The organism is Pedobacter sp. N36a (assembly GCF_014472395.1).
Classification (GTDB): domain Bacteria; phylum Bacteroidota; class Bacteroidia; order Sphingobacteriales; family Sphingobacteriaceae; genus Pedobacter.
In genome coordinates, this window is sequence record NZ_JACSZW010000002.1 from 289,222 (window position 1) to 313,412 (window position 24,191).

Genomic DNA, 24,191 nt, shown 5'->3' on the forward strand with positions numbered 1-24,191 from the left:
TAAATATGGGAAAGGTTTTAAACTTTGGTGAACTGTTATTGAGAATCTCTCCGGATTTGGATGGGAACTGGCTCAAAGAAAACAACCTGTCCTTTTATGTAGGAGGTGCGGAGGCCAATGTGGCGGCTGCGCTAGCGCTTTGGGGCGTCCCTTCGTCCTACCTTTCGGCAGTGCCAGATAATTTTATGAGCAAACAGGTGGTAAACTACCTGAATAAGCTGAACATTGATACCAGTCCGATGCAATATACTGGCGAGCGCATCGGTTTATATTACTTACCTAATGGCAAGGATTTGAAAAATGCAGGAGTGATCTATGACCGCAACCATTCTTCTTTTTCTAGCCTGAAAACAGGGGTTATTGACTGGGATAAAGTGCTGCAGGATGTTTCCTGGCTGCATTTTAGTGCGATTTGTCCGGCATTAAATGAAGGTGTTGTTGCGGTTTGTGAAGAGGCCTTAATTGCTGCTTCCGAGCGTAATATCCAAATCTCGCTAGACTTGAATTTCAGAAGTAAACTTTGGCAATACGGTAAAAAACCGATAGAGGTGATGCCTGCATTGGCTAAATATTGTAACCTGATCATGGGCAATGTCTGGGCGGCAGAGCAGATGTTAGGGATTCCGGTTAGTCCTGGATTAGCAGAGGAAAACCGTAAAGAAGCTTACCTGGAGCAATCTAAAAAAAGCGCGCAGGCCATCCTGGCTGCTTTTCCAAAGTGTACTGCGGTAGCCCATACTTTCAGGTTTGATTTTAAGGAATTCGGAGTGAAGTATTATTGTGCATTACATACCGCAGATGAGCATTTGGTTTCTAAGGAATACCGTGCGGAAAGGATTATTGGAAAAATTGGTAGTGGAGATTGTTTTATGGCCGGCTTGATTTACGGGTTTTATAAAGCGCATTCTAAAGAGGAGACGCTTGGTTTTGCAACCAGAGCAGCTTTTTCGAAGCTATTTACCCATACCGATTTTACAAAAACCAAAATGCAGGATATTCCTAAGGTAGCCAAGATGTATGAAGTGGCCATTTAAGATTATAAATAATACAGTATAAGAACCGATACAAAAGATATAGAAATGAAAACGAAAGAAAACTCTTTAAAGGCCATTACAGATCAGGGAATCCTTCCTTTATTCTACTTTGAAGATGCGCAGGTGAGCCTGGAGATCATCAGGACTTTATATAAAGCAGGAATCAGGGTATTGGAGTATACCAACCGCGGACCTGCTGCATTGTCGAATTTTAAAATCCTCATAGAGGCCTTAAAAACAGAAATGCAAGACCTATACCTGGGTATAGGAACTATTAAAACCGTAGTAGAGGCAAAAGAGTTTATTGCAGCTGGGGCTCATTTTATCGTTTCTCCGATTGTGAGTGAAGAAGTTGGTCAATTGGTTCATGAGCAAGGTATGCTGTGGGTTCCTGGCTGTTTTACGCCGACAGAGATCAACACTGCACATCAGATGGGAGCTGGATTGATTAAACTATTTCCTGCAAACATCCTTGGTACATCTTATATGGCGGCTATCAGGGATCTCTTTCCAGGGCAATTGTTCATCCCTACTGGTGGTGTTGAAATTGAGCAGAGCAACATCAGCAACTGGTTTAAATCAGGCGTATGTGCCGTTGGAATGGGCAGCAAACTCATCAGTAAAGACATTTTAGAAAACAAGGACTATAACGAACTAGCGAATCTCACCAGAAAAACGATTGAACTGGTAAAATCGGGTAGATAATACCCGTACAATCGAACCACAACCAACCAAAAACCAAATATAATGAAAGAGACTAAAATGAGTAATTACAGATGGACAATCTGTGCATTACTGTTTTTCGCAACCACAGTCAATTACCTTGACCGACAAGTGTTAAGTCTCCTGCATCCCATGCTGGAGAAAGAATTTAACTGGACAAATAGTGATTATGCCAATATAACTGCCGCATTCCAATTCGTATATGCAATCTCGATGCTCTTTGCAGGGCGTTTTGTTGATAGACTAGGTACGAAGTGGGGCTATACCGTAGCCTTGATCATCTGGTCTATTGGTGCGATTATGCATGCCGTAGCCATTCCAATTGGGGAGGGCGCAACTTCAGTCCTTACCTGGATTGGATTGGGCGCAATGCCAGTCTCTGTAGTGGGATTTATCATTGCCAGAGCGGTTCTTGCTTTTGGAGAATCGGCCAATTTCCCGGCAGCCATCAAAGCTACAGCGGAGTATTTCCCTAAGAAAGAGCGTTCATTTGCGACGGGTATATTCAATTCTGGCGCCAATGTAGGCGCTATTCTAGCACCCTTAACCGTGCCTTGGATTGCTACAGTCTGGGGCTGGGAAGCTGCTTTCTTAATCATTGGTGCTGTAGGATTTGTGTGGCTGGCATTTTGGGGCATTTTCTATGAAAAACCTGAAAATCAGAAAAGAATGTGTACGAATGAGCTGGCCTATGTGAATAGCGACCAGAACGATGAAGCACCTGTAGAAGTTATTGACGAAGGAAAAAAAGTACCATGGACCAAATTATTGGGTTATAAACAAACCTGGGCCTTTGCTTTTGGTAAATTTATGACTGATGGGGTATGGTGGTTCTTTCTGTTTTGGCTGCCTTCTTACCTTAAGGTGCAGTATAATTTACAAGGAACAGATATCATGATGCCGCTGACTGTATTGTATAGTATGACTATGATTGGCAGCGTTGGTGGTGGATGGTTTCCAATGTATTTTATCAATAAAGGATATTCTCCTTATGATGGCAGGATGCGCGCCATGTTTGTGATTGCATTATTCCCGCTATTGGTATTGCTGGCACAGCCACTTGGGCATTATAGCTATTGGATTCCGGTGGTATTGATCGGTATTGGTGCATCTGCGCATCAGGCCTGGTCGGCTAATATTTTTACGACAGTTTCAGATATGTTTCCTAAGAAAAGTATTGCTTCGGTGATTGGAATTGGCGGTATGGCAGGTGGAATGGGTGGCGTAGTGATGTCTAAACTAGGGGGTGCATTGTTTGATCATTATAAATTGCTGGGACATACTCAAACCGGTTATACCATTATGTTTGCCATTTGTGCTGTGGCCTATTTGTTGGCCTGGATCGTGATGAAATCCTTGGTTCCCAAATATGCACCGATCACTGATTTATAATTTGGAATTACTTACCTAACCAACCATATTACTATGAATTTTAATGACCAGCTCCAAGCTATTTTTGTAGAGGAGCATCAAATTCCGGAGGAATTTAAATTGGCAGTAGAGGTTCACCAGCGCGAATATCTAAGCGATGGGGAACTACGTGCATGGGATGGAGAAATACATGAAGTTTTATCACCGATTTGCATCAAAACCCCTGAGGGATTGAAGCGTAAAGTGATCGGGACTTATCCTTTGTGTAGTGAAAAGGAAGCAGCAGAAGCGCTGGCAGCAGCTGTAAAGGCGTACAACAATGGAAGAGGCGAGTGGCCGACCATGAGTGTCGCCGACAGGATCAATTGTGTGGAGAAATTCACACACCGAATTATAGAAAAAAAAGCGATTGTAGTTAAACTCCTGATGTGGGAAATCGGTAAGTCTTATGCTGATTCTGTAAAGGAGTTTGACCGTACCGTAGAATATATTCATGCGACTATTGATGCTTTGAAAGACCTGGACAGACAATCGTCCAGATTTAGCATTGAGCAAGGGATTGTGGCGCAAATCAGACGTTCTCCCTTGGGCGTTGTCTTATGTATGGGGCCGTTTAATTACCCTTTGAACGAAACTTTTACCACTTTGATACCGGCGTTGATTATGGGGAATACCCTTTTGTTTAAACCGCCTAAGCATGGTACTTTATTGCATTATCCATTGTTGGAGGCATTCCGTGATTGTTTTCCGAAAGGAGTGGTGAATACCATTTATGGCAGAGGCAACAAGATCATTCCTGACCTGATGAAGTCTGGTCAGATTAATGTGTTGACTTTAATCGGTTCTAGTAAAGTGGCCAATGAATTGAAAAAGCTCCACCCAAAAGTAAACCGTTTGCGTGCTATTTTGGGCTTAGATGCGAAGAATGCTGCAATTATTACTGCTAAAGCAGATGTTGAGCTGGCAGTTCAGGAAACCGTATTAGGCTCTTTATCGTTTAACGGACAACGTTGTACGGCTTTGAAAATCATATTTGTACACCGTAGTCTGGCAGATGAGTTTTTAAAACAGCTGGCTCTGGCTGTTGGGCAGCTAAAGTTTGGAATGCCCTGGGAAAACGGAGTTTCTTTAACGCCATTGCCAGAACCTCATAAGCCGGCTTATCTGCAGGACTGTATTTCGGATGCGATTGCCAATGGTGCAAAAGTGATCAACGAAAATGGAGGTGCGGTAAACGAATCTTTTGTGTACCCAGCAATTTTGTATCCAGTGACGAAGGACATGAAATTGTATACAGAAGAGCAATTCGGACCAGTCATCCCAGTTGTTCCTTTTGATGATTTGGAAGAAACAATTGAGTACCTGATTGAATCTACTCATGGGCAGCAGGTGAGTATTTTCAGTAATGATAATGAAGAAATCGCTTCGCTGATTGATCCGTTGGTGAATCAGGTAAGTCGCGTAAACATCAATTGTCAGTGTCAGCGTGGACCAGATGTGTTTCCATTTACGGGGAGAAAGGATAGTGCTGAAGGTACCCTTTCTGTGGTGGATGCATTGAGGTCATTTTCTATCCGTTCCCTGGTGGCAACGAAATTAAATGAAAACAATAAACACCTGATTAATGAAATTGTAGACAGCAATAGTTCCAATTTTTTAAGTACAAAATACTTGTTTTAAGAAGTTTGTTTAGGAATAATAAGTGATGCGATTGCAATAAATATCGAATCATTGGAGCCGGAATCATGGAATTTATTCCAATTTGATTCCGGCTTCTTGATAGGCTTTTAAACTGTCATCATTAGGGTCAATATCCGTGATGATGATATCAATATCACTCATGCTGGTAATGTAATACGGTTCTGTAGTCCCCAGTTTTTCTACAGTGGCTAATGCTACGATCTCTTTTGAGGTTTCCACCATCGCTTTTTTTACTTGGCAATCCTCATAATTGATTCCGGTTACACCAGAGATCAGGTCTATGCTGCAGATTCCCAGAAAACAAAGGTCTGGACGAATGCCACGAATCGTTTGAATCACTTCGAAGCCAGTGGTAGAGAAGGAGTTTTTGTTTAACCTGCCACCTAAAAATATCACTTCTATGCAAGGGTGATCTTCCAGTATAGTCACTACAGGAAAACTGTTGGTGATGACCGTGATTTGTAAGTCCCTTGGTAAAAGTGTGGCAATTGCCAATACAGATGTGCCAGCGTCAAACAATACGACCTGTCCATTTTTAATTAGTTTTACTGCCTTTTCGGCGATAATGCCTTTGTGGCTTACATCATAATGCTCACGTTCGCGAAAATGGCGGGGAATAGGAGACCTGGAAATTGCACCTCCACGAACGGCTTTCAGTAATCCCTGGTCGGAAAGCTCTTTAATATCCCGTCTTACGGTGTCTTCAGAAACTCCTAATAAGGTACTCAGATCTCCCAATAACACTTTTTTCTCTTTACGAATGTGCTCTATGATCAACTGTAATCTTTCTTCCTTTATCATATTGTTGCAAATGTAAGTAAATATTTCGAGCAACATCTTGCAATATGTTGCTATATTTTGCTATATTTGTTGCAAGATATTACAATAATATATGAATGAAATCAAAAAAACAATAGGAATTGACATGGATGGTGTTCTTGCAGATATAGAAGAGCAATTCATGGACTGGTACGAAAAAGAATACGGTGTACGAGTGCCTAGATCAGAAAGGTTAGGTGTTTTGGAACCTGAAGGTTTCCCCGAAAAAGGGGCGATCAGAAGATATGTAAATACTCCTGGTTTTTTCAGAACTATCCCATTAATGGATGGTGCAGTAGCAGCAGTGAAGAAATTGATGGAAGATTACGAGGTATACATCGTATCTGCAGCAATGGAGTTTCCTCAATGTTTATCCGAAAAACAGGAGTGGTTAGCAGAACACTTCTCTTTCATCAGCTGGAGAAACATCATTTTCTGTGGAGATAAGAGTGTGGTCGTGACAGATTACCTTATAGATGACCATTGTAAAAACCTGGATTTTTGTAAAGGAAAAGCGATTATGTTTGACGCTTCACATAATGTAAATCAACATCATCATGTAAGGGTGAAAAGCTGGACAGAAATTCTCGCCTTTTTTGAGCAAGAGAAATTAGGACAAGCGCATTTGGTAAATGCCGAAACGGCTTAATTTATCGTTTTGATTCTTAGTCAAGCAAAGACTCTTATCTCTTTTATCTATATTTCAAATTCCTAAAGGAACCACCAATATATGATAGAAGAAATAAAACAAAAGTATCCTGAGGCCTATATGGCTATCGATGAAGCGACCAAAGCTGCTGGTTTTTCTATGGCCTCAGCAATAATGACCTGCTCATTGCTGCAAACGCTGGCTGCTTCGAAACCTGGCGGGCGCTTTCTGGAATTGGGAACTGGAACAGGTCTTTCTACTTCCTGGATATTGGAAGGGATGGATCAAGAGGCCAGTCTTGTATCCATTGACAATGATGTGCAGTTTTTGGACATTGCAAAACGTTTTCTTGGTCAGGATAACCGACTGGAGCTGCAATGTATTGAAGGGGAAGACTGGGTCCTTCAAAATAAAAACCAGAAGTTTGACTATATTTTTGCCGATACCTGGCATGGAAAGTACCTGTTGTTGGACGAGGTATTGGACATGCTGAAGCCAGGTGCATTTTACCTCATTGACGATATGCTTCCTCAGGAAAACTGGCCTGAAGGGCATGAAGAGAAGGCGATTCGCTTAATAGCAACTTTAGAGCAACGCGAAGATTTGATCCTCACTAAACAATGTTGGGCAACTGGAATTGTAATTGCTACAAAAAAAGCAGTATAGGTATTTCAAAATTGGACTACCTTTAGGGCTTGGAATTGCCGGAGCAAATGGAGGTTAGAAAAGAGTACATCTTAGCAGATTTTGATTTTTCAGAATTAACAGATTTATATATACTAAAACACGTCAATGATCGTGTAGATACGGGAGTAAAGGGGTTCTATGACCTTATTCCGCAACACCTAGATATTGATGTTGTTTTTTTTACAGCTCCTGGAAGCAGCATTCCATTTCCTGGTGTGGGAATCAGCCAAAGAGACCGTAAAACGGTCATTACCTGCGGATGTACAGATGCAAATCCTAAATTATGCAGTCACCAGGCTCAAGCCCTGCACAATATTTTGAACAGACCTTCTTTACGTCTTTTCTTCGATTATAAATTGCGGCAGGAGCGGATGCTGCTGCAGGCGAAAGATTATGGATTGGAAACCGAAGCCAATCTGACTGACTTTTTTGAACTGGAATATCAGCAGGGGCAGACACAGATTAAAGCTAAAATGAGGGAGTTGTATCCCTTAACTGGTCAGAGTAAACAAGACCTTAAGAAAAAGCTGCTTCCAAAAGAAGGATTACAATTACCGGTGTCTGGAGGTTTAAAAGCCAGACATAAAATGGGTCTCGTGTTTGGTCAGCATCGTTTCTATAGTCACCTGACGTTAGAGATTATTGAGGCGCAAACCACGCTTGATGGCAAGTTTAAAAATCCCATTCAAACCATGAATCCTTCTGATCTGCTCTGGAAAACAGAAGACAATGCTGCAATAAAATTCTATAGCGGTGTATTAAAGTTTCAGAACAATTACAATGCAGAGCGTACTGATTCAGATCTGGATGCACTTAGGGCTGTGGCAAAGAATCCCATGAAAATGGAGGTCTTTTTACATGATACCAAAGTTTCGGCTAATGTGACTGCAAATGCAATCATTCCCATAAAACTAAACACACTAAGTGTAGACATGACGCTCCATGTGAGTCAGAGGCATGAATTTTATGAAGTCTCAGGAAAACTCATGCTCGATGGGACAGCTTTTTCTTTGGATCAGATTCAGCTGAAATACAATTATTTTATACAAATGGACCAATGTCTGCATTTGATTGATAACCCTAACTATTTAAGGGTGATTGATTTCTTTAAGCAGCACCATGACCGGATGTTGATCCACCATTCTAAATTTGAAGCTTTTCAGGAGGAGATTCTTTCTAAGTTAGAAAACAAAATCAAGGTGACTTACGATTACCTGAAACCTGCTACAAAAAAACAAATTGAAGAAAAAGGTTTTGACCTGGAGAATGAGCAGCTCATTTACCTTTCTGAATCTGAAGATTTTGTCCTGCTGACTCCTGTAATGCGTTATGGAAGTCTGGAAATACCGGTGTTATCGAGGAAGCAAATCCAGTCGAGGGATAGGAATGGCAATTTATTTACGTTGAAAAGGGACACGGAAACGGAACTTCAGTTTATATCCAATATCATGAGGCAGCATCCTTATTTTGAGGATCAGATGGAAAGTAACGACTGCTTTTACCTGCATAAAACCAGGCTGTTGGAAAATCAGTGGTTTCTTCATGCCTTTGAAGAGTGGCGAAATAAAAACATCAGTATTCTAGGCTTCAATAAGTTAAAAGACAACAACCTAAATCCACATAAAGCCAATATTTCAATCAATGTGATGAGTGGAATCGACTGGTTTAAAACGGCAGTGAAGCTAAAATATGGTAATCAGGTTGTCTCTTTAAGGCATTTACATAAATCTATCCGCAATAAAAGTAAGTTCGTGAAGCTGGATGATGGCACAATGGGTATTCTTCCAGACGAATGGATAGAGAAGTTCAATAAGTATTTCAATGCTGGAGAAGTAGTTGAAGAACATATTCAAACGCCAAGAATAAGCTTTACAGCTATAGAAGAGCTTTATGAAGCTCAGGTACTGGACGAATCGGTGAAAGATCAGTTGGCCATGTACAAAAGCCAGCTTTCTGGTTCTGCAGCTGCGATCACCGCTGTTAAGGTTCCGGAAGGTTTAAACGCGACACTCAGACCATACCAAAAAGAAGGGTTGAACTGGCTAAGCTTCCTAGATGAATTTAACTTTGGTGCTTGTCTGGCAGATGATATGGGTCTTGGAAAGACGATTCAGATCATTGCTTTTATTCTGGCACAAAGAGAAAAGGGACATCACAATACCAATTTGATTGTGGTACCGGCTTCCTTGATCTTCAATTGGCAACAGGAAATTCAAAAGTTTGCGCCATCTATCAAAGTAATGACGACCTATGGTGCAGACCGGATTAAAGGCCATAAAGATTTCGATCAGTATGAGGTAGTACTTACTTCTTATGGTACTTTGCTCACTGACATCCGGTTTTTAAAAGACTATAGGTTCAATTACGTCTTTTTAGATGAATCGCAAACCATTAAGAATCCAGAATCCCAGCGTTATAAAACGGTTCGTTTATTGCAATCCAGGAATAGGGTAGTGTTGACTGGTACGCCTATTGAAAACAACACTTTTGATCTGTATGGGCAATTGTCCTTTGCTTGTCCGGGATTACTGGGCAGTAAACAGCACTTTAGAGAGATTTATTCTACGCCGATTGATCAGTTTAAAGACAAAAGAGCAGCCATACAATTGCAGCAGCGAATTAGTCCTTTCTTATTGCGAAGAACCAAAGAACAGGTAGCAAAAGAATTACCAGATAAGACCGAAATGGTGATTTATTGTGAGATGGAGGCTGATCAGCGTAAAGTATACGATGGTTATGAAAAGGAAATCCGGGATTACCTGACCAATCAAACAGACGAGGAAGTGGCCAGTAATACGATGAATGTTTTAAAAGGCATTACTAAATTAAGACAAATTTGTAATTCACCTGCACTACTGAGCGAAGATGAATTTTACGGCAGTTCTTCTGCTAAAATGGAGGTGTTGCTGGAGCAGATTGAAAACAAATCTTCAGCACATAAGATCCTTGTTTTCTCTCAATTTGTGGGTATGCTGGACCTGATTAGAAAAGAATTGAGAGATCGCGGGATTAGTTTTGCTTATTTGACCGGGCAGACAAAAGACCGGGAAGCAGTGGTCGATTCTTTTCAGAATAATCCAGAAATAAGGGTGTTTCTTATTAGCTTAAAAGCAGGAGGAGTGGGATTAAATCTTACCCAGGCAGATTATGTGTATTTGGTAGATCCATGGTGGAATCCCGCAGTTGAAAATCAAGCCATCGACCGTACTTATCGAATAGGGCAGCAAAAAAATGTAATTGCCATACGTTTGATTTGTCCGGATACTATTGAAGAGAAAATTATGAAATTACAGTCTTCGAAAAAGGACCTGGTTAAAGATCTCATCAAAACAGATCATTCTATCTATAAATCATTCTCTAAAAAAGACCTAGTGGGACTGTTCAGTTAAATCGGAATGCAAACGTTTGTGTGAAATTTGATGGGTTTTTCGGCTTTATGAATTCCGATTCCTGCCTATGAAAAGAAGAGCTTTTTTGAATCGAATTACCGGGGATAAGGAGAAAAAGGCAGATAACGAGGTTAAAATGATGGGTTTTGCCAACGGTAACGTCTCCTTATTCTATTAGACACTTATTCCTTTCAGACAAAAAAAGGTTAAGGTAGTTGGCTTGAGTTTTCTATCAAGAATATTATAGTGTTCCCCCTGTAACTTTCAGCTGTTATTGAATGTCTCATTCTGAAAAATATAAGTCCTATACTTATTACATCCCTATTCAATTATACTTCAGAATGAAACTAAAAATTGTTATTGCTTTTCTAAGCATTATGTCTTTAAAAGCTGTAGCTCAGCAAGCAGCTGTTAAAGCTGACAGTCGCTTTAACGGATTAGATACTGCTTTCCAGCATGTGCTTAAAACCTGGAATGCAGCAGGTTTTGCAGTGGCTGTAGTACAGAAAAATAAAGTGATTTATGCGAAAGGTTTTGGTTACCGTGATGCGGTAAATAAGTTGCCTGTTACTCCAAATACGATTTTTCCGATAGGTTCTTGTACAAAGGCTTTTACGACTACATTGATTGGGAAATTGGAAAAAGAAGGTAAAGTTAATATAGATCAGCCTGTAAAGAATTACCTGCCTGAGTTGACATTCTATAATGAGGAAATGACCAACCATATTAATCTTCGTGACATGATGAGTCACCGCACAGGTCTGGCCAGATTTGATATGTCCTGGTATATGTTCAATACTCCTTCAGTGGATGATCTTTTAAAGCGCATTCAATATATGGTACCCACTACAGGTTTAAGAGAAAAATGGCAGTACAATAATTTTATGTATATGGCTCAGGGTGCTGTAGTCAGCAAATTAACAGGTAAAACCTGGGCGGATCAAATTAATGAAAAGATTTTTAGACCATTGGGGATGACCCATTCAAATACCAGCTTGGCTGAACTGTTAAAAAGTAAGGAGGTTTCACTTGGCTATGGTGTAAAAGATGATCAATCCTTAGACTTATTGGATTATTATGATATTTCTGGGATGGCGCCTGCCGGAGCTATTAATAGTAATGTGAATGATATGGCGAAGTGGATGATGGCCTGGGTTAATAATGGGAAATACGAAAGTAAAGAGATTATTCCTGCAGATTTTCGCAAGCAGGCGATCAGTTCACAAGCGATTATGGATGGAGGATTACCGGAGAAGAATGCCCCAGACATATATTTTGCAAATTATGGCTTAGGCTGGTTTATGGATTCTTACAGGGGGCACTATCGTGTTGAACATGGAGGTAATATTGATGGTTTTTCGGCTATTTCCACCTTTTTTCCTGCAGATAGTTTAGGCATTGTGGTACTTAGCAATCAGAATGTTTCAAATGTGCCGGAAATAGTTAAAAATATCATCAGCGACCGCTTACTTCAGCTTAAATATGAGGACTGGAATGGTAAGCTTAAAAAATCGGCAGATAGAAGGGTGGCCATGGCCAAAGCTGAGCAAAAGGAAGAAACCATCCAGACTCAGCATCATCCCGCTACACACCCTCTAGCAGATTATACCGGGACCTATAATTATCCTGCCTATGGTACTATGAAAGTTTACATGAAAAACGATTCCCTCTATGCAAAAACCAGTGTCCGTACTGTTTGGTTGAAGCCTACTAATTACGACATTTTTGAGCTATTCATTATAGACCCTAAGAAAGGCCTGAATACTGAAAAGGGATCAGCTGGTGTTAACGTACAGTTCCATATGAATTCGTCCGGCAATATTGACGGTTTTGAAACTCAGCTTGAAGGCGTATTAAAGCCGTATTTTTTTGTCAGAACGGAGGAGCTACAGGGTCTAAAGTGGTAGAACAGTAAAAAAAAAGTAGAAATCTGGGATGACCTATAGCTTAACATTAAATTTACGTATATTTAATAGAAAGCAATCCTTGGGTTATGGGCCATCTTTTAAAAATATTTGGGACTTTATCTTTACTATTTACACTGAGTACTAGTTATAGCCAGGGTAAACAAGATATTTCCTTTGAATTTTATGGGGGAATGTTCCATACCACGCTGGATACCTCTGTGGTTGTTGCGGCTCCGGAACTTTCTACGGCTTCCATAAAACAGGCTTATAACTGTTTAAGCTCTGGGGATTATCAACCTATTGTAGATTCGCTTCTGGCTTATAAAAAAAAGCTGGAGCTTAATGATTGGTTGTACTATCAATTGATCAGAAGAACTGCAGAGCAATTAAGCCCTAAACTAGTGAATTATAGCCGTTATACTTTGTATAAATGGTTCTTGTTGGCGAAATCAGGTTACGATGCCCGCTTGGCATTGAGTAAGGGTAAGATCATTTTCTACGTATTTAATGATGAAGACATTTCCGATATCCCATTTTTTATGGTGGATAAAAAGAAATACATGTGCTTGAATTATCATGACTATCCTAAAGCTGACCTGAATCTTGATCCACCTGTTCCGGTAGAGATAAAGGTTCCTGAAGCTACAAAGTCCTTTTCCTACAAAGTGACTAAACTGCCTGATTTTAAGCCGGAAAACTACCTGGAAAAGAAATTGGAGTTCGTCTATAAACATAAAGCTTACCACTTCAATGTGAAGCTCAGTACGGATGTAGAGGCTATATTTGCCAATTATCCAGGAGTAGATTTTGAAACTTATTTTAACATTCCTTTAAGCAAAGAAACCTATGGTTCTTTAATTCCCTTGCTGAAGAAAAATACAAAGGGGATGAGTCAGAAAAAAGGAGTGGATTACCTGATGCGTTTTACCCGTTACGCCTTCCTTTATCAGGATGATGAGGAAAATTATGGTGCAGAGAAACGTCTTTCGCCGGAAGAGACTTTATTTGCCAGCCATAGTGATTGTGATGACCGTGTGGCCCTATTTTTCTATCTTGTAAAAGAGATCTACAACTTGCCTATGATTGCGATGCTTTATCCTACACACATCACCATGGGCGTTCAGTTTGATCAGCCGATTGGCGATGCAATTGTTTATAAAGGAAAGTTGTATTCCGTGTGTGAGCCTACGCCACAAAAGGAGGATCTGCCGATTGGTGCAATTTCGGCCAAACTAAAAAATATTCCTTATCAGATTGTTTACCAGTATGATCCAAGCCATTAAATGGCTATCTTGATAGTTGTATAATTTCTGGAAATTTATGAACAAGGTGCTTTTGTGTTTTTACAGCAGTTTGCTGTGCAGTATAATTATGTGTTATGGGCAAGTAAAATCATTGGATGATGGCAACTATATTCAGCATAGAGCTGGTTTAATTCATGCTGTTAAAGTTTTTCAGCAAGATAAAAAAGCTAGTGTTGCCTTTTTAGGTGGATCTATTACTCACAATCCAGGCTGGCGAGATAAAGTATCGGCAGATCTGCAAAGCCGTTTTCCAGAAACCCAGTTTCATTTTATCGCGGCTGGAATCCCATCTTTAGGGAGTTTGCCTCATGCTTTTCGCTTGAAGCAGGACGTACTTGACTCTGGAAAAGTAGATTTACTATTTATTGAGGCCGCCGTAAATGATGAAGTCAATGGGACAGACAGTCTTACTCAAATTCGCGCTTTGGAAGGTATAGTTAGAAACGCTAAATTACATCAACCAAAAATGGACATCGTTCTGATATCTTTTGCAGATCCTGATAAAACGAAATCTTATTCTGAAGGAAAAATACCAGTATCGGTACATAATCATGAACTCTTGGCCGCACACTACGGTTTACCATCTATCAATCTGGCAAAAGCAGTGAGCGATAGATTGGCAAATCAGGAATTTAGCTGGGAAAAAGATTTCAAAGATTTACATCCTTCGCCATTTGGTCAAGAACTTTATTTTAAAGCGATACAACGTTTGTTAAAGGATGAAATGACTTTAAAGAAAGGCAGGGTAAGAAAATTGCCTGGTCCTTTAATCGGTGGCAGTTTTGAAAACGGTCATTATGTAGGTGTAGAAAATGCAAAACTCTCCAATGGCTGGTCGGTAAAAAAGGACTGGAAACCAGAAGATGGAGGGAATACCCGCAAAGGTTTTGTGCATATTCCTATGTTGGTTTCCACTCAGGCCGGATCGGAATTGACGCTTGACTTTGAAGGAAATACAATAGGTATTGCTGTAGTTTCAGGTGCTGACGCTGGCATCCTTAAATATACAATTGATGGTAAACCAGAACAGGAAATTGATTTATATACTAAATGGAGTAAGTCTCTTCATTTGCCTTGGTATCTTTTGTTAGGCAGCAACTTAACCAAGGGGCCCCATCAACTTAAGCTAACAGTCAGCGTAAATAAAAATGAAAACAGCAAGGGAAATTCGGCCCGCATCGCCCACTTTCTCGTGAATTAGGCGTAATTTTTAAATTAACCACCTTTTATATAAGCCTAGGAGAGTTCCAAATTTTGGATTATTTTAGCAGCACACAAATGAACTATGAACAGACGATTTGCCATTAAACAGGTATTAATATTTGCAGGGGGAATGGCATTATTGCCTTCCTGTTTGAGAGAAGAAGGGAAAGCTTCCATCCAACTCAAAAACCTCGATATTTCTGCCGCACAAGAAGGTCAGCTTGCAGAGATTGCCGAGCTGATTATTCCTAAAACTGATACTTCCGGAGCTAAAGACCTAAAACTGCATTTGTACGTACTAAAGATGCTTGACGATTGCTTTGGCCCCGAAAGGCATCAGCAATTTATTTCTGGATTGAAAGCTTTTGAAGAACTGGATCGTAAAGCACTTGCTCAATTGGTGAGGGATGCCAATAGCGCTAAAGCCGGGCTTTCAGAGGAAACCATTGAGTTTTTCAAGTTTATGAAATGGAAAACCATTGATGGCTATCTCAATTCTAAATACGTGATGAGTAATCTCGTGATCTGGGAACTTGTTCCAGGTAGGTACAATGGTTTTTTTCGGGTGAAATCAGCATAATTAATAGCAAAGAAATGTCAAACTTAAACATAGATAGTATTAAAGAACATACCTATGATGCCATTGTAATTGGCTCTGGGATTAGCGGTGGCTGGGCAGCTAAAGAATTTACAGAGAAAGGCTTGAAGACCTTAGTTCTGGAAAGAGGAAAAGACGTTAAACATATTATAGACTATCCGACGACAAATAAATACCCTTACGAATTTGAACATCGTGGAGAACCTACTTTTGCAATTCGTGAAGCAAACCCTGTGGTTAGTAAATGTTACGCCTTTAGAGAAGATGCAATGGATTTCTTTGTGAAGGATCAAGAGCATCCATATGTGCAGGAGAAACCTTTTGATTGGATTCGTGGCTATCAGGTTGGCGGTAAATCTCTGCTTTGGGCCAGACAGACGCAACGATGGAGTGACTTGGATTTTGAAGGACCATTACGTGATGATTTTGCAGTAGATTGGCCAATAAGATATAAGGATCTGGATTCCTGGTACACTTATGTGGAGCAGTTTGCAGGAATTTCTGGTAATAGGGATGGCTTGGCCTCCTTGCCAGACGGTGATTTCCTACCTGCTTTTCCACTTAATGCTGTAGAGGATTATTTCAGAAATAAGATCCGGGATAAATATACAGGCCGTCATGTGATCAGTGCCCGCTGTGCACATTTATCTCAACCTAAGCAGATTCATTTTGATCAAGGCAGGGCGAAGTGTCAAAACCGTACTTTATGTCAGCGAGGTTGTCCATTTGGCGGCTATTTCAGTAGTAACTCTTCTACCTTGCCATGGGCAGAAAAAACAGGTAACTTGACTTTAAGACCGTTTTCTGTAGTAGAGTCTATTATTTATGATGAGAAATTAGGGAAAGCATCAGGTGTTCGGGTGATTGATACCAATACTAAGGAAGTTCGGGAATATTATGCAAAAGTGATTTTTGTAAATGCAGCGGCCATCAATACCAATTTGATTTTATTGAATTCTACTTCTTCACGTTTCCCGAATGGATTAGGAAATGACAGTGGAACTTTAGGTAAATATGTTGCTTTTCACAATTACAGTGCAAGGATCGGAGCGGAATACGATGGATTAAAAGAATTTACCACTGATGGCAGAAATCCCGCAGGTGGCGGATACATTCCGAGATTTAGAAATTTGCTGAAACAAGAAACGAACTTTAAACGGGGCTATGCCGCTGGGTTTTCTGCCTATAGAAATACGGCAAGAGATACTTCCGGTTTAGGTACAGCTCTAAAAGCACAATTACTAAGTAAAAATCTGGGTCCTTGGCAAGTTGGCTCTCACATGATGGGGGAAACGATTCCTAAAGAAAGTAACTATGTGAAATTACATGCAGATAAAAAAGATGTTTGGGGAGTTCCATTGCTTCAAATTTCGGTGGACTATGACGAGAATGATGCAAAAATGAAGAAGGATTATCTGGAGCAGCTGACTGAGATGTTTACGGAAGCTGGATTCAAAAATATTCAGGTAAATGATGGTGGACAAGCACCAGGTTTAGACATTCATGAAATGGGTGGCGCCAGAATGGGGCATGATCCTAAGACGTCTGTCCTCAATAAATGGAATCAGCTACATGATTGTAAGAATGTATTCGTTACTGATGGGGCTTGTATGACCTCTACGTCAACACAAAACCCATCATTAACTTATATGGCGCTTACTGCGCGTGCGGTTGATTACGCGGTTCTTTCGATGAAGAAGGGGGAGTTGTAAGCCCTTCTTCCATCTTTAGATATTCTTTTAACAGGGTGATTTGATTTTTTGCCCTGTTAAAATTATGCCCTTCATATTTAGCACCATAATAAATGTCGTTTTGTAGGTAATCTGCCAGGAATCGAATGGCCTGCATATAGATGATGAACTTTCCTGCATAACTGAAATATTGTTTTTCAGTATCAGTCAATACATCAGCCATTTCTTCCATATAGCCTTCATAAATGGCTTTAAAAAAGTCTTTTCTGATGCTGATTTTACTCAAGTCATTTTCTTCTTCACTTGCAGCACATAAATAGGTTCTCATCATATCACCAACATCGCTGATGAAATAACCGGGCATTACTGTATCCAGGTCAATGACACAGATGCCTTTATTGTGTGCATCGAATAGTACATTGTTGATTTTCGTATCATGGTGAATTACTCTTAAAGGGACTTCCTCATTCGCTACCAGGTCCAAATAGGTGTCTACGATACTTTTGTGTTCGTTGATAAATTCCACATATTCCTTTACCTGCTCCATTCGTTTTGGATTGGCATTTGCACAAGCTGTTTTAAACTGCTCGTACCTCAAATTAAGGTTATGAAAATCGGGGATAGTGATGTTTAATTCTTCTGCATTAAAGTCTGCTAATAGAGCTGAGAATTTTCCAAATTGCTTTGCGGCTTCATAAGCTTCTTCTCTTTTCGTCAGTGCGTTCAAAGAAATTGAGCCTTCTACAAATGGTGTCATACGAAAATATCCGTCAGGTGTCTTCAATAGTGATGCACCAGATATGGCATTTATTGGTGAAACAAATAGATATTTTGGATCTTTTTTATTTAAAAAGTCTTTTAGCAGACAAAGGTTTTTATCAATATTTGAAGGCTCTTTAAATACATCGGTATTTACCTTTTGAAGGATATAGCTTTGCTTAGGGGCAGTTACTTTCCATGTATGGTTTATTAGGCCATCGCCAAATAGGTTAACAGTCGTATTATCAGAATTCAGGCCATACAATGGTAAGATATTTTCGAACATGCGTCTTTTCAAGATTGGTTACAGATTCAAACGTAATTATTTATGTGATTAAACCATTGAGCAAACGTTTGCGCAAAATTACTTAATATTTGAAATTATTAATTCTGAGTCCACAACTACGTTAAAATAAGCTTGTTCCGTTCCTGTTTCGTTTTTAGGTCTGTTGATCAGATCGATTAAAATATCTGCTGCTTTCTTTCCTTGCTTGTAAGGGAACTGTTCAACAGAGGCAATCGGTGTATAATCCATATAATTAATGATAGGCAGATTTGCATAGCTAACAAAGTCAATTCCTTCCAGTTCCAAAGAACGGGTATGTCTCATGGCAAATAAGGCCACATAATCATTGAAGGTCACGATGGCAGTTGGTTTTCGTCTATGGTTGAGCATCGTATTCATCACCTCAATAGTACCGCTTTCAGAAAGATCACAGCTAACAATTAAGGACGGGTCGAATTTTAGGCGGTTAGAAATCATGGCTTTAATATAGCCTTCTTTTCTTTCATGGCTGGCTACCAGTGTAGTAGGTCCATTGATCATTCCAATAGTACGATGTCCTTTCTTTAGCAGGAAGTTGACCGCTTCATAGGTGCCGTTTTCCAGATTTGAGGCTACATAATGGATATCTTTAATAGGGGGGATCCGATCAAAGAACACTACTGGGATGTTCAGTTTTTTAAATATCTCAAAGTGCTCGTAGGTGCTGGTTGTTTTTGAAACAGAGACCAATAATCCATCTACACGTTGAGTTTTCATTTTTTCCACTAATAGCTTCTCACGATCTGCATCATCATGTGATTGCGCAAGTAATACCGTATAGTTTCTCTTATAGGCAATATCCTCAATGCCACTAATGGCAGTAGAAAAGAAAGATTCAGATAATTCCGGTAAAATCACCCCTATAATATGTGATTTTCCCTGTAGAAATTGTATCGCCTTCTGATTTGGCTCATAATTTAGCTCTGTAGCTAGCTTCTTGACCCTCATCTTTGTTGTTAAACCGATACTGGAATGATCATTTAAAGCCCTTGAAACGGTAGAAACCGAGATCTTAAGTATTTTGGCTATTTCTTTTATCGTGGTTGGTTTATCAGACATGATGTTCAAATATTGGTATAAACTTTCAATAACCTTCAATTATTTTGAAAAAACAATTCCTATAAAACTCAATTGTTTGACGCTTAGGTCTAAAATGTGCGCAAACGTTTGTTTGAAAATACACGCCTATATTTAGGTTTCAACGTGTGTTTTTTTTTGGTCAATCTCGTTTTTTGGAACGCAACAGTCGTATTTTAGCAAATAATGTAAGGTTTGTATCGTAAAATGATCATGAAATTGTTACAAATAGTGTAATGAGAGTTGTTTTTCATGAATTCTAGTTTTTAATATATATAATATTAAAATATCAAACGTTTGCGTGTATTTTATGAAGGGTAATTTGCATGGGTTTTGGATATAGTCTATACCTTGTAAACTAATAATCGTGTATGGCTACCATAAAACGATACGTTTGAACCGAACACATATAATGAACTGAATATTATGAATAGAAGACAATTTGTTAGAAATAGCGGTATTACTGCCGCAGCTATAACTGTTTTACCTGAGCAATCTATTTTTGCAAGCACCAAGGGTGAAAAGATTAAGGTAGCAATGATTGGAGTGGGAATGAGGGGCCAAAATCACCTTGATCTTTTATTGAAAAGAGATGATGTGGATTTAGTAGCGATCTGTGATGTAGACGACAGAATGTTAAATTCTGCTAAAGCACTGATTGCAAAATCAGGCAAACCAATGCCAAAGATTTTTACTGGTGATGAGCATGCCTGGAAGAAACTTTTGGAAACAAAGGGATTAAAAGCGATTGTAATTTCTACACCATGGGAATTACACAAGCCAATGATCATCAAATCTATGGAGGCTGGTCTTAAATATATAGCGACCGAAGTGATGTTAGGTATTACCCTTCAAGATCACTGGGATGTAGTCCAAGCTGCAGAAAAACATGATGCTCATGTCATGATGTTAGAAAACGTTTGTTACAGAAGAGATGTATTGGCTGCATTAAATATGGTACGTCAAGGTGTATTTGGTGAAATTATGCATTTGCAAGGCGGATACCAGCATGACCTTAGAGAGGTTAAATTTAACGATGGTAAAGGTCCTTATGGTGGCGGCGTAGAATTTAATGAGAAAGGTTTCTCTGAAGCAAAATGGAGAACCAATCACTCGGTACACCGTAATGGAGATTTATACCCAACTCATGGAATTGGCCCTGTGGCACAATGTATCAACATTAATAGAGGTAACAAATTCTTAAAATTGAACTCTTTTGCCACGAAAGCAAGAGGTCTACATAATTATATAGTGGAGAAAGGTGGCGAGAGTCATCCAAATGCGAAAGTAAATTTCCGTTTAGGAGACATTGTAACTACTACTATCGACTGTGCCAATGGCGAGACCATTATCTTACAGCATGATACGAACCTTCCTAGGCCATATTCACTGGGTTTTAGAGTTCAGGGAACTAAAGGTTTATGGATGGATGTAAACAAAAGTGTCTATGTAGAAGGAGTAAGCAAGCCTCATCAATGGGATCCTGCTGCAGCATGGTTAGATAAATATGACCATCCACTTTGGAAAAAATATGGTAATGATGCACAAGGAGCAGGGCACGGTGGAATGGACTTCTTTGTTATTCATGCTTTCATTGAAGCCGCAAAAAGAAACGAGCCAACACCAATGGACGTTTATGATGCAGCTGCCTGGAGTGCAATTACGCCATTAAGTGAGCAGTCTATAGAATTAGGAAATGAAACAATTGACTTCCCTGATTTTACTAGTGGCAGCTGGATGACTAGAAAACCAATTTTCGCCTTAAACGACGATTATTAATCTTATTGAACTTTGCGACTCATTTTCAAGTATTTTTAAGCTGAATTAATTTAGTGTCAAAATTCTCTGAAATTACCAGATCTTCAATCCTCATATTTTCATAAAAGGAGCAATTTGATTTTCCATCTTTGCTCCTTTTTTGTGATAAAAAAAATGAAGGAAAACGTTTTTCTTAACGTTAACTTAACATTGAAAGCGCATCTTTGTATATGTTTTTAACCATTCTTGCTTTAACCTTTTTATTGTTCGCTTTGATTGCAGCTTTCAAAATGGAGTCTTTTTTACAAGGATTTCTATTTATTATTGCTTTAGCCGTCGTTGCTGGAATATTATATTTATTTATTCTTTTTCCAGGTTTTTCAGGCTTAGCAGTAGCCTTAATGTTGGGCGCTTTTATCTTTAGGCAGACTAAAAAATAATTAGGTTATCTATCTATTCTGCAGTGATTTACCTTTGGTTTTTCCAGGGTTTTCTGACGTTTTTTTAGCTTTTGAGGCGTAAAAAAACACCGGGAATTTTACGCTTTTTAGTGTGATTATTTTACTAAAAAAATTAGTTACGTAAAGCTGCTTCCATTATTAATTTCAAAATTTTGTAATAATATGATAATATTATATTTAATATTTCTTAAATTTATTTCAATTAGGGGTTATTAAAAAATAATAATATTCATTATGAAAACATTAGGGGAGAAATTTAGAATTTTACGTCAAAAAAAAGGGGTCAACCAAAAAGCGATGGCCGATCTGTTGGACATCTCAATTCCAGCATACTCAAAGCTAGAAACCAGCATTACAGATCCTAACTTTAGCCGCATCAATCAGATTGCTGAAGTACACGGATTGAGCTTGAGAGAGTTTCTAGATGTAGGAGAAGAAGGCGTAAGTGAGCACATCCAGATTATCGAACAATTGAAAGAAAAGATCAGTCAATTAGAGAGTTCTGTGATTCGTTTGCAAAGTAAACTGATTGATTTATATGATAAAGAAGATCAGCGTAACAAAAACGCTTAATCTTTAGCGAATCTGTAAGTATCGGTGTCTTTGTTTTGTTGGTAAGCGATTGATTGTCATTAACTTATTTTGGTGATATTTGATTCTTTAAGATGTTTTAGGGACACTGATACTTTTGAAATTTATCTACAGTTTTACTACAGAATAGGGGCTTACATTTGACCATATTTATATGGTTTTATGAGCTTTTCTTTTCTGTTTAAATCAAGGTACAGTTTACTTTTTTCTTATGTAGCAACCTTCATTGCTGGGTCGTTCCTGATTCGTCTTGGATTGATGGCTGTTACATTGGAAAAAACTGACTTTTCTTTCCTTTCTATCCTGCGCATTTTTGCTGAAGGCTTCATTTACGACTTTGGTGTGGCCATGTTCCTGGTTTTGTTTTACGCCATTTATCTCTGTTTTCTTCCTCAGCGATTTTTAAAGTCCCGGTTCAATGTGTTTCTTAGCTATTCGGTTTTATTTTTAATCATATTGATTGCAATGTTTTCTTTTTTCGCAGAATTTACTTTCTGGCAGGAATTTGAAAGCCGTTTTAATTTTATTGCGGTTGATTACCTGGTTTATACTTATGAAGTCGTCCATAATATAAATGAATCTTATCCTTTACCTTTGCTGATTGGTGGGGTGATGTTGATTAGCTTGCTGGTGTTGCTTGGTATAGTGAAAATCGGTGCTTTTAGTCGTCATTTTCATTCAGACACCTCATTTAGGAAACGTGGAGCAATTTCTGGTGTGATCTTGCTGATTTGCATGATTTATAGTTTTTTTATTCCAAATTCATGGGCCGAGACAGGTTCTAATCGCTACCACAATGAATTGGCTAAAGCCGGAATTTACGCTATCTTTTCGGCCTTTAAAAACAATGAACTAAATTATAATCATTTTTATAAAATGCTGGATGAGCAGGAAGCTTTCTGCGTGATCAGGTCTGCTCTTCAGGAAAGTAACAGCCGGTATTTACAGGATGGTAATGGCATAAAAAGGGAGATTACAGGAAGGGTGGATACTGCTTATAAACCGAATGTAATTATGATTACTGTGGAGAGTTTAAGTGCAGATTTTATGGCTCACTTTGGAAATAAGGAAGGTTTAACACCTACATTGGACTCCTTGGCCTCCACAAATTTGTTGTTTACTAATATGTATGCGACGGGAACAAGGACGGTAAGGGGGATGGAAGCCCTTTCACTGGCTATTCCTCCAACGCCTGGTAGTAGTATTGTGAGGCGTCCTGACAATGACAGTCTAAGCACCATAGGAGATATCTTTAAAAAAGCAGGTTACCGTCGCAGTTTTTATTACGGCGGTGATGGCTATTTCGATAATATGAATCAATATTTTGGTAGTAATGGTTACGACATTACCGACCGTGGCAGAAAGGTGATGGCAGGTGATCATTATCTAACCAAACGAACCATCATTACCGATGATCAGGTGCGTTTTGAAAATGCCTGGGGAATTAGTGATGAAGATCTTTACAGCGCAGTAATCAGGGGATCCGATCATCAATTTGAAGAAGGAAAGCCATTTTATAGCTTCGTGATGACCACCTCTAACCATCGTCCATTCACTTATCCGGCAGGAGAAATTGACATTCCTTCGGGAACAGGCAGAAATGGAGCTGTGAGGTATACAGACTATGCCATTAGTAAATTTTTGCGTGAAGCCAGTAGCAAACCCTGGTTCAAAAACACGGTTGTGATTATTGTGGCGGACCATTGTGCCAGTAGTGCAGGTAAAAATGAAATCGACATCAGCAAATACCATATTCCCTGTATAGTATTGAATCTGCCAGCTGCTAAAAGAAGGGAAATTACTCCCTTGTGTTCTCAAATAGATCTTTATCCAACTTTATTCAATTTATTGGGCTGGAGTTATGAAAGTAATATATTTGGCAAGGATGTATTAGCCAAGTCTTATGTGCCCAGGACTTTTTTAGGCACTTATCAGAAACTCGCCTACCTTAAAAATGATAGTTTGGTCATACTGAGCCCTCAGCAAAAAGTGGAAACCTATTTATACAATCTGAAGAAAAATGAACAGCTTCCTCGAAAATTCTCTGGAGAAGTGGTAAGAGAAGCCATTGCAAATTACCAAACTGCCTATGATCTTTTCAAGAATGGAGGTCTTCACCAATAATAATTATTAAGTTAAAAGCC

General features: G+C 39.2%; 19 protein-coding genes. 16 read left to right on the forward strand and 3 right to left on the reverse strand.

Features of this window, described 5'->3' with window-relative positions; genetic code table 11:
* Positions 1-5 precede the first annotated feature (5 nt).
* The 4 genes from H9X96_RS04995 to H9X96_RS05010 are packed head-to-tail and all read left to right on the forward strand — an operon-like array spanning position 6 to position 4,808.
* Positions 6-1,034: a PfkB family carbohydrate kinase gene (locus H9X96_RS04995; RefSeq protein ID WP_187665226.1), complete on the forward strand. Its 1,029-nt coding sequence runs from the start codon at positions 6-8 to the stop codon at positions 1,032-1,034.
* Positions 1,035-1,079: 45 nt separating this feature from the next.
* On the forward strand, positions 1,080-1,739 hold the full coding sequence (locus tag H9X96_RS05000) for a bifunctional 4-hydroxy-2-oxoglutarate aldolase/2-dehydro-3-deoxy-phosphogluconate aldolase (RefSeq protein WP_187665227.1): 660 nt from the start codon (positions 1,080-1,082) through the stop codon (positions 1,737-1,739).
* A 42-nt stretch (positions 1,740-1,781) separates the two neighbouring features.
* Positions 1,782-3,149, forward strand: coding sequence for an MFS transporter (locus tag H9X96_RS05005; RefSeq protein ID WP_187665228.1), 1,368 nt, complete (start codon positions 1,782-1,784; stop codon positions 3,147-3,149).
* 33 nt (positions 3,150-3,182) lie between these two features.
* Positions 3,183-4,808 (forward strand): NADP-dependent glyceraldehyde-3-phosphate dehydrogenase, encoded by a 1,626-nt coding sequence (locus tag H9X96_RS05010; RefSeq protein WP_187665229.1) that lies wholly within the window; start codon positions 3,183-3,185, stop codon positions 4,806-4,808.
* A 72-nt stretch (positions 4,809-4,880) separates the two neighbouring features.
* Here the strand turns inward: H9X96_RS05010 and H9X96_RS05015 are convergent, their stop codons facing one another.
* The gene (locus H9X96_RS05015; protein WP_187665230.1) at positions 4,881-5,630 is read right to left on the reverse strand and encodes a DeoR/GlpR family DNA-binding transcription regulator; all 750 of its coding nucleotides are present in this window, start codon (positions 5,628-5,630) and stop codon (positions 4,881-4,883) included.
* Between the two features lie 91 nt (positions 5,631-5,721).
* Between H9X96_RS05015 and H9X96_RS05020 the strand changes: the two genes are divergently transcribed.
* The 8 genes from H9X96_RS05020 (at position 5,722) to H9X96_RS05055 (ending at position 17,097) form a co-directional block, all read left to right on the forward strand.
* Entirely contained in the window at positions 5,722-6,297 is a 576-nt protein-coding gene (locus H9X96_RS05020) for a 5'(3')-deoxyribonucleotidase (protein ID WP_187665231.1), read from the forward strand.
* Between the two features lie 81 nt (positions 6,298-6,378).
* Positions 6,379-6,963, forward strand: a complete 585-nt coding sequence (locus H9X96_RS05025; protein WP_187665232.1) for an O-methyltransferase — start codon at positions 6,379-6,381, stop codon at positions 6,961-6,963.
* A 47-nt stretch (positions 6,964-7,010) separates the two neighbouring features.
* A complete protein-coding gene (locus tag H9X96_RS05030; protein ID WP_187665233.1) occupies positions 7,011-10,373 on the forward strand; it encodes a DEAD/DEAH box helicase in 3,363 nt (1,120 codons plus the stop codon).
* 341 nt (positions 10,374-10,714) lie between these two features.
* Entirely contained in the window at positions 10,715-12,280 is a 1,566-nt protein-coding gene (locus H9X96_RS05035) for a serine hydrolase (RefSeq protein ID WP_187665234.1), read from the forward strand.
* Between the two features lie 86 nt (positions 12,281-12,366).
* Entirely contained in the window at positions 12,367-13,563 is a 1,197-nt protein-coding gene (locus H9X96_RS05040; RefSeq protein ID WP_187665235.1) for a hypothetical protein, read from the forward strand.
* An 88-nt stretch (positions 13,564-13,651) separates the two neighbouring features.
* The gene (locus H9X96_RS05045) at positions 13,652-14,785 is read left to right on the forward strand and encodes an SGNH/GDSL hydrolase family protein (RefSeq protein ID WP_187665236.1); all 1,134 of its coding nucleotides are present in this window, start codon (positions 13,652-13,654) and stop codon (positions 14,783-14,785) included.
* Positions 14,786-14,869: 84 nt separating this feature from the next.
* Positions 14,870-15,367, forward strand: coding sequence for a gluconate 2-dehydrogenase subunit 3 family protein (locus tag H9X96_RS05050; protein ID WP_187665237.1), 498 nt, complete (start codon positions 14,870-14,872; stop codon positions 15,365-15,367).
* A gap of 14 nt (positions 15,368-15,381) precedes the next feature.
* Positions 15,382-17,097: a GMC oxidoreductase gene (locus H9X96_RS05055; RefSeq protein ID WP_187665238.1), complete on the forward strand. Its 1,716-nt coding sequence runs from the start codon at positions 15,382-15,384 to the stop codon at positions 17,095-17,097.
* Here H9X96_RS05055 and H9X96_RS05060 read toward each other — a convergent pair.
* Complete coding sequence (locus H9X96_RS05060; protein ID WP_187665239.1) at positions 17,042-18,121, reverse strand: phosphotransferase enzyme family protein; 1,080 nt, start codon at positions 18,119-18,121, stop codon at positions 17,042-17,044. The two genes, H9X96_RS05055 and H9X96_RS05060, sit on opposite strands and share 56 nt — an antisense overlap.
* Before the next feature lie 78 nt (positions 18,122-18,199).
* Complete coding sequence (locus H9X96_RS05065) at positions 18,200-19,219, reverse strand: LacI family DNA-binding transcriptional regulator (protein ID WP_187665240.1); 1,020 nt, start codon at positions 19,217-19,219, stop codon at positions 18,200-18,202.
* Positions 19,220-19,663: 444 nt separating this feature from the next.
* Between H9X96_RS05065 and H9X96_RS05070 the strand changes: the two genes are divergently transcribed.
* From H9X96_RS05070 to H9X96_RS05085, 4 genes are all read left to right on the forward strand, one after another.
* A complete protein-coding gene (locus H9X96_RS05070) occupies positions 19,664-21,016 on the forward strand; it encodes a Gfo/Idh/MocA family protein (protein ID WP_187665241.1) in 1,353 nt (450 codons plus the stop codon).
* A 209-nt stretch (positions 21,017-21,225) separates the two neighbouring features.
* On the forward strand, positions 21,226-21,435 hold the full coding sequence (locus H9X96_RS05075) for a hypothetical protein (protein ID WP_187665242.1): 210 nt from the start codon (positions 21,226-21,228) through the stop codon (positions 21,433-21,435).
* A 255-nt stretch (positions 21,436-21,690) separates the two neighbouring features.
* On the forward strand, positions 21,691-22,029 hold the full coding sequence (locus H9X96_RS05080; RefSeq protein WP_062548871.1) for a helix-turn-helix domain-containing protein: 339 nt from the start codon (positions 21,691-21,693) through the stop codon (positions 22,027-22,029).
* Between the two features lie 180 nt (positions 22,030-22,209).
* On the forward strand, positions 22,210-24,171 hold the full coding sequence (locus H9X96_RS05085) for an LTA synthase family protein (protein WP_187665243.1): 1,962 nt from the start codon (positions 22,210-22,212) through the stop codon (positions 24,169-24,171).
* Positions 24,172-24,191 lie beyond the last annotated feature (20 nt).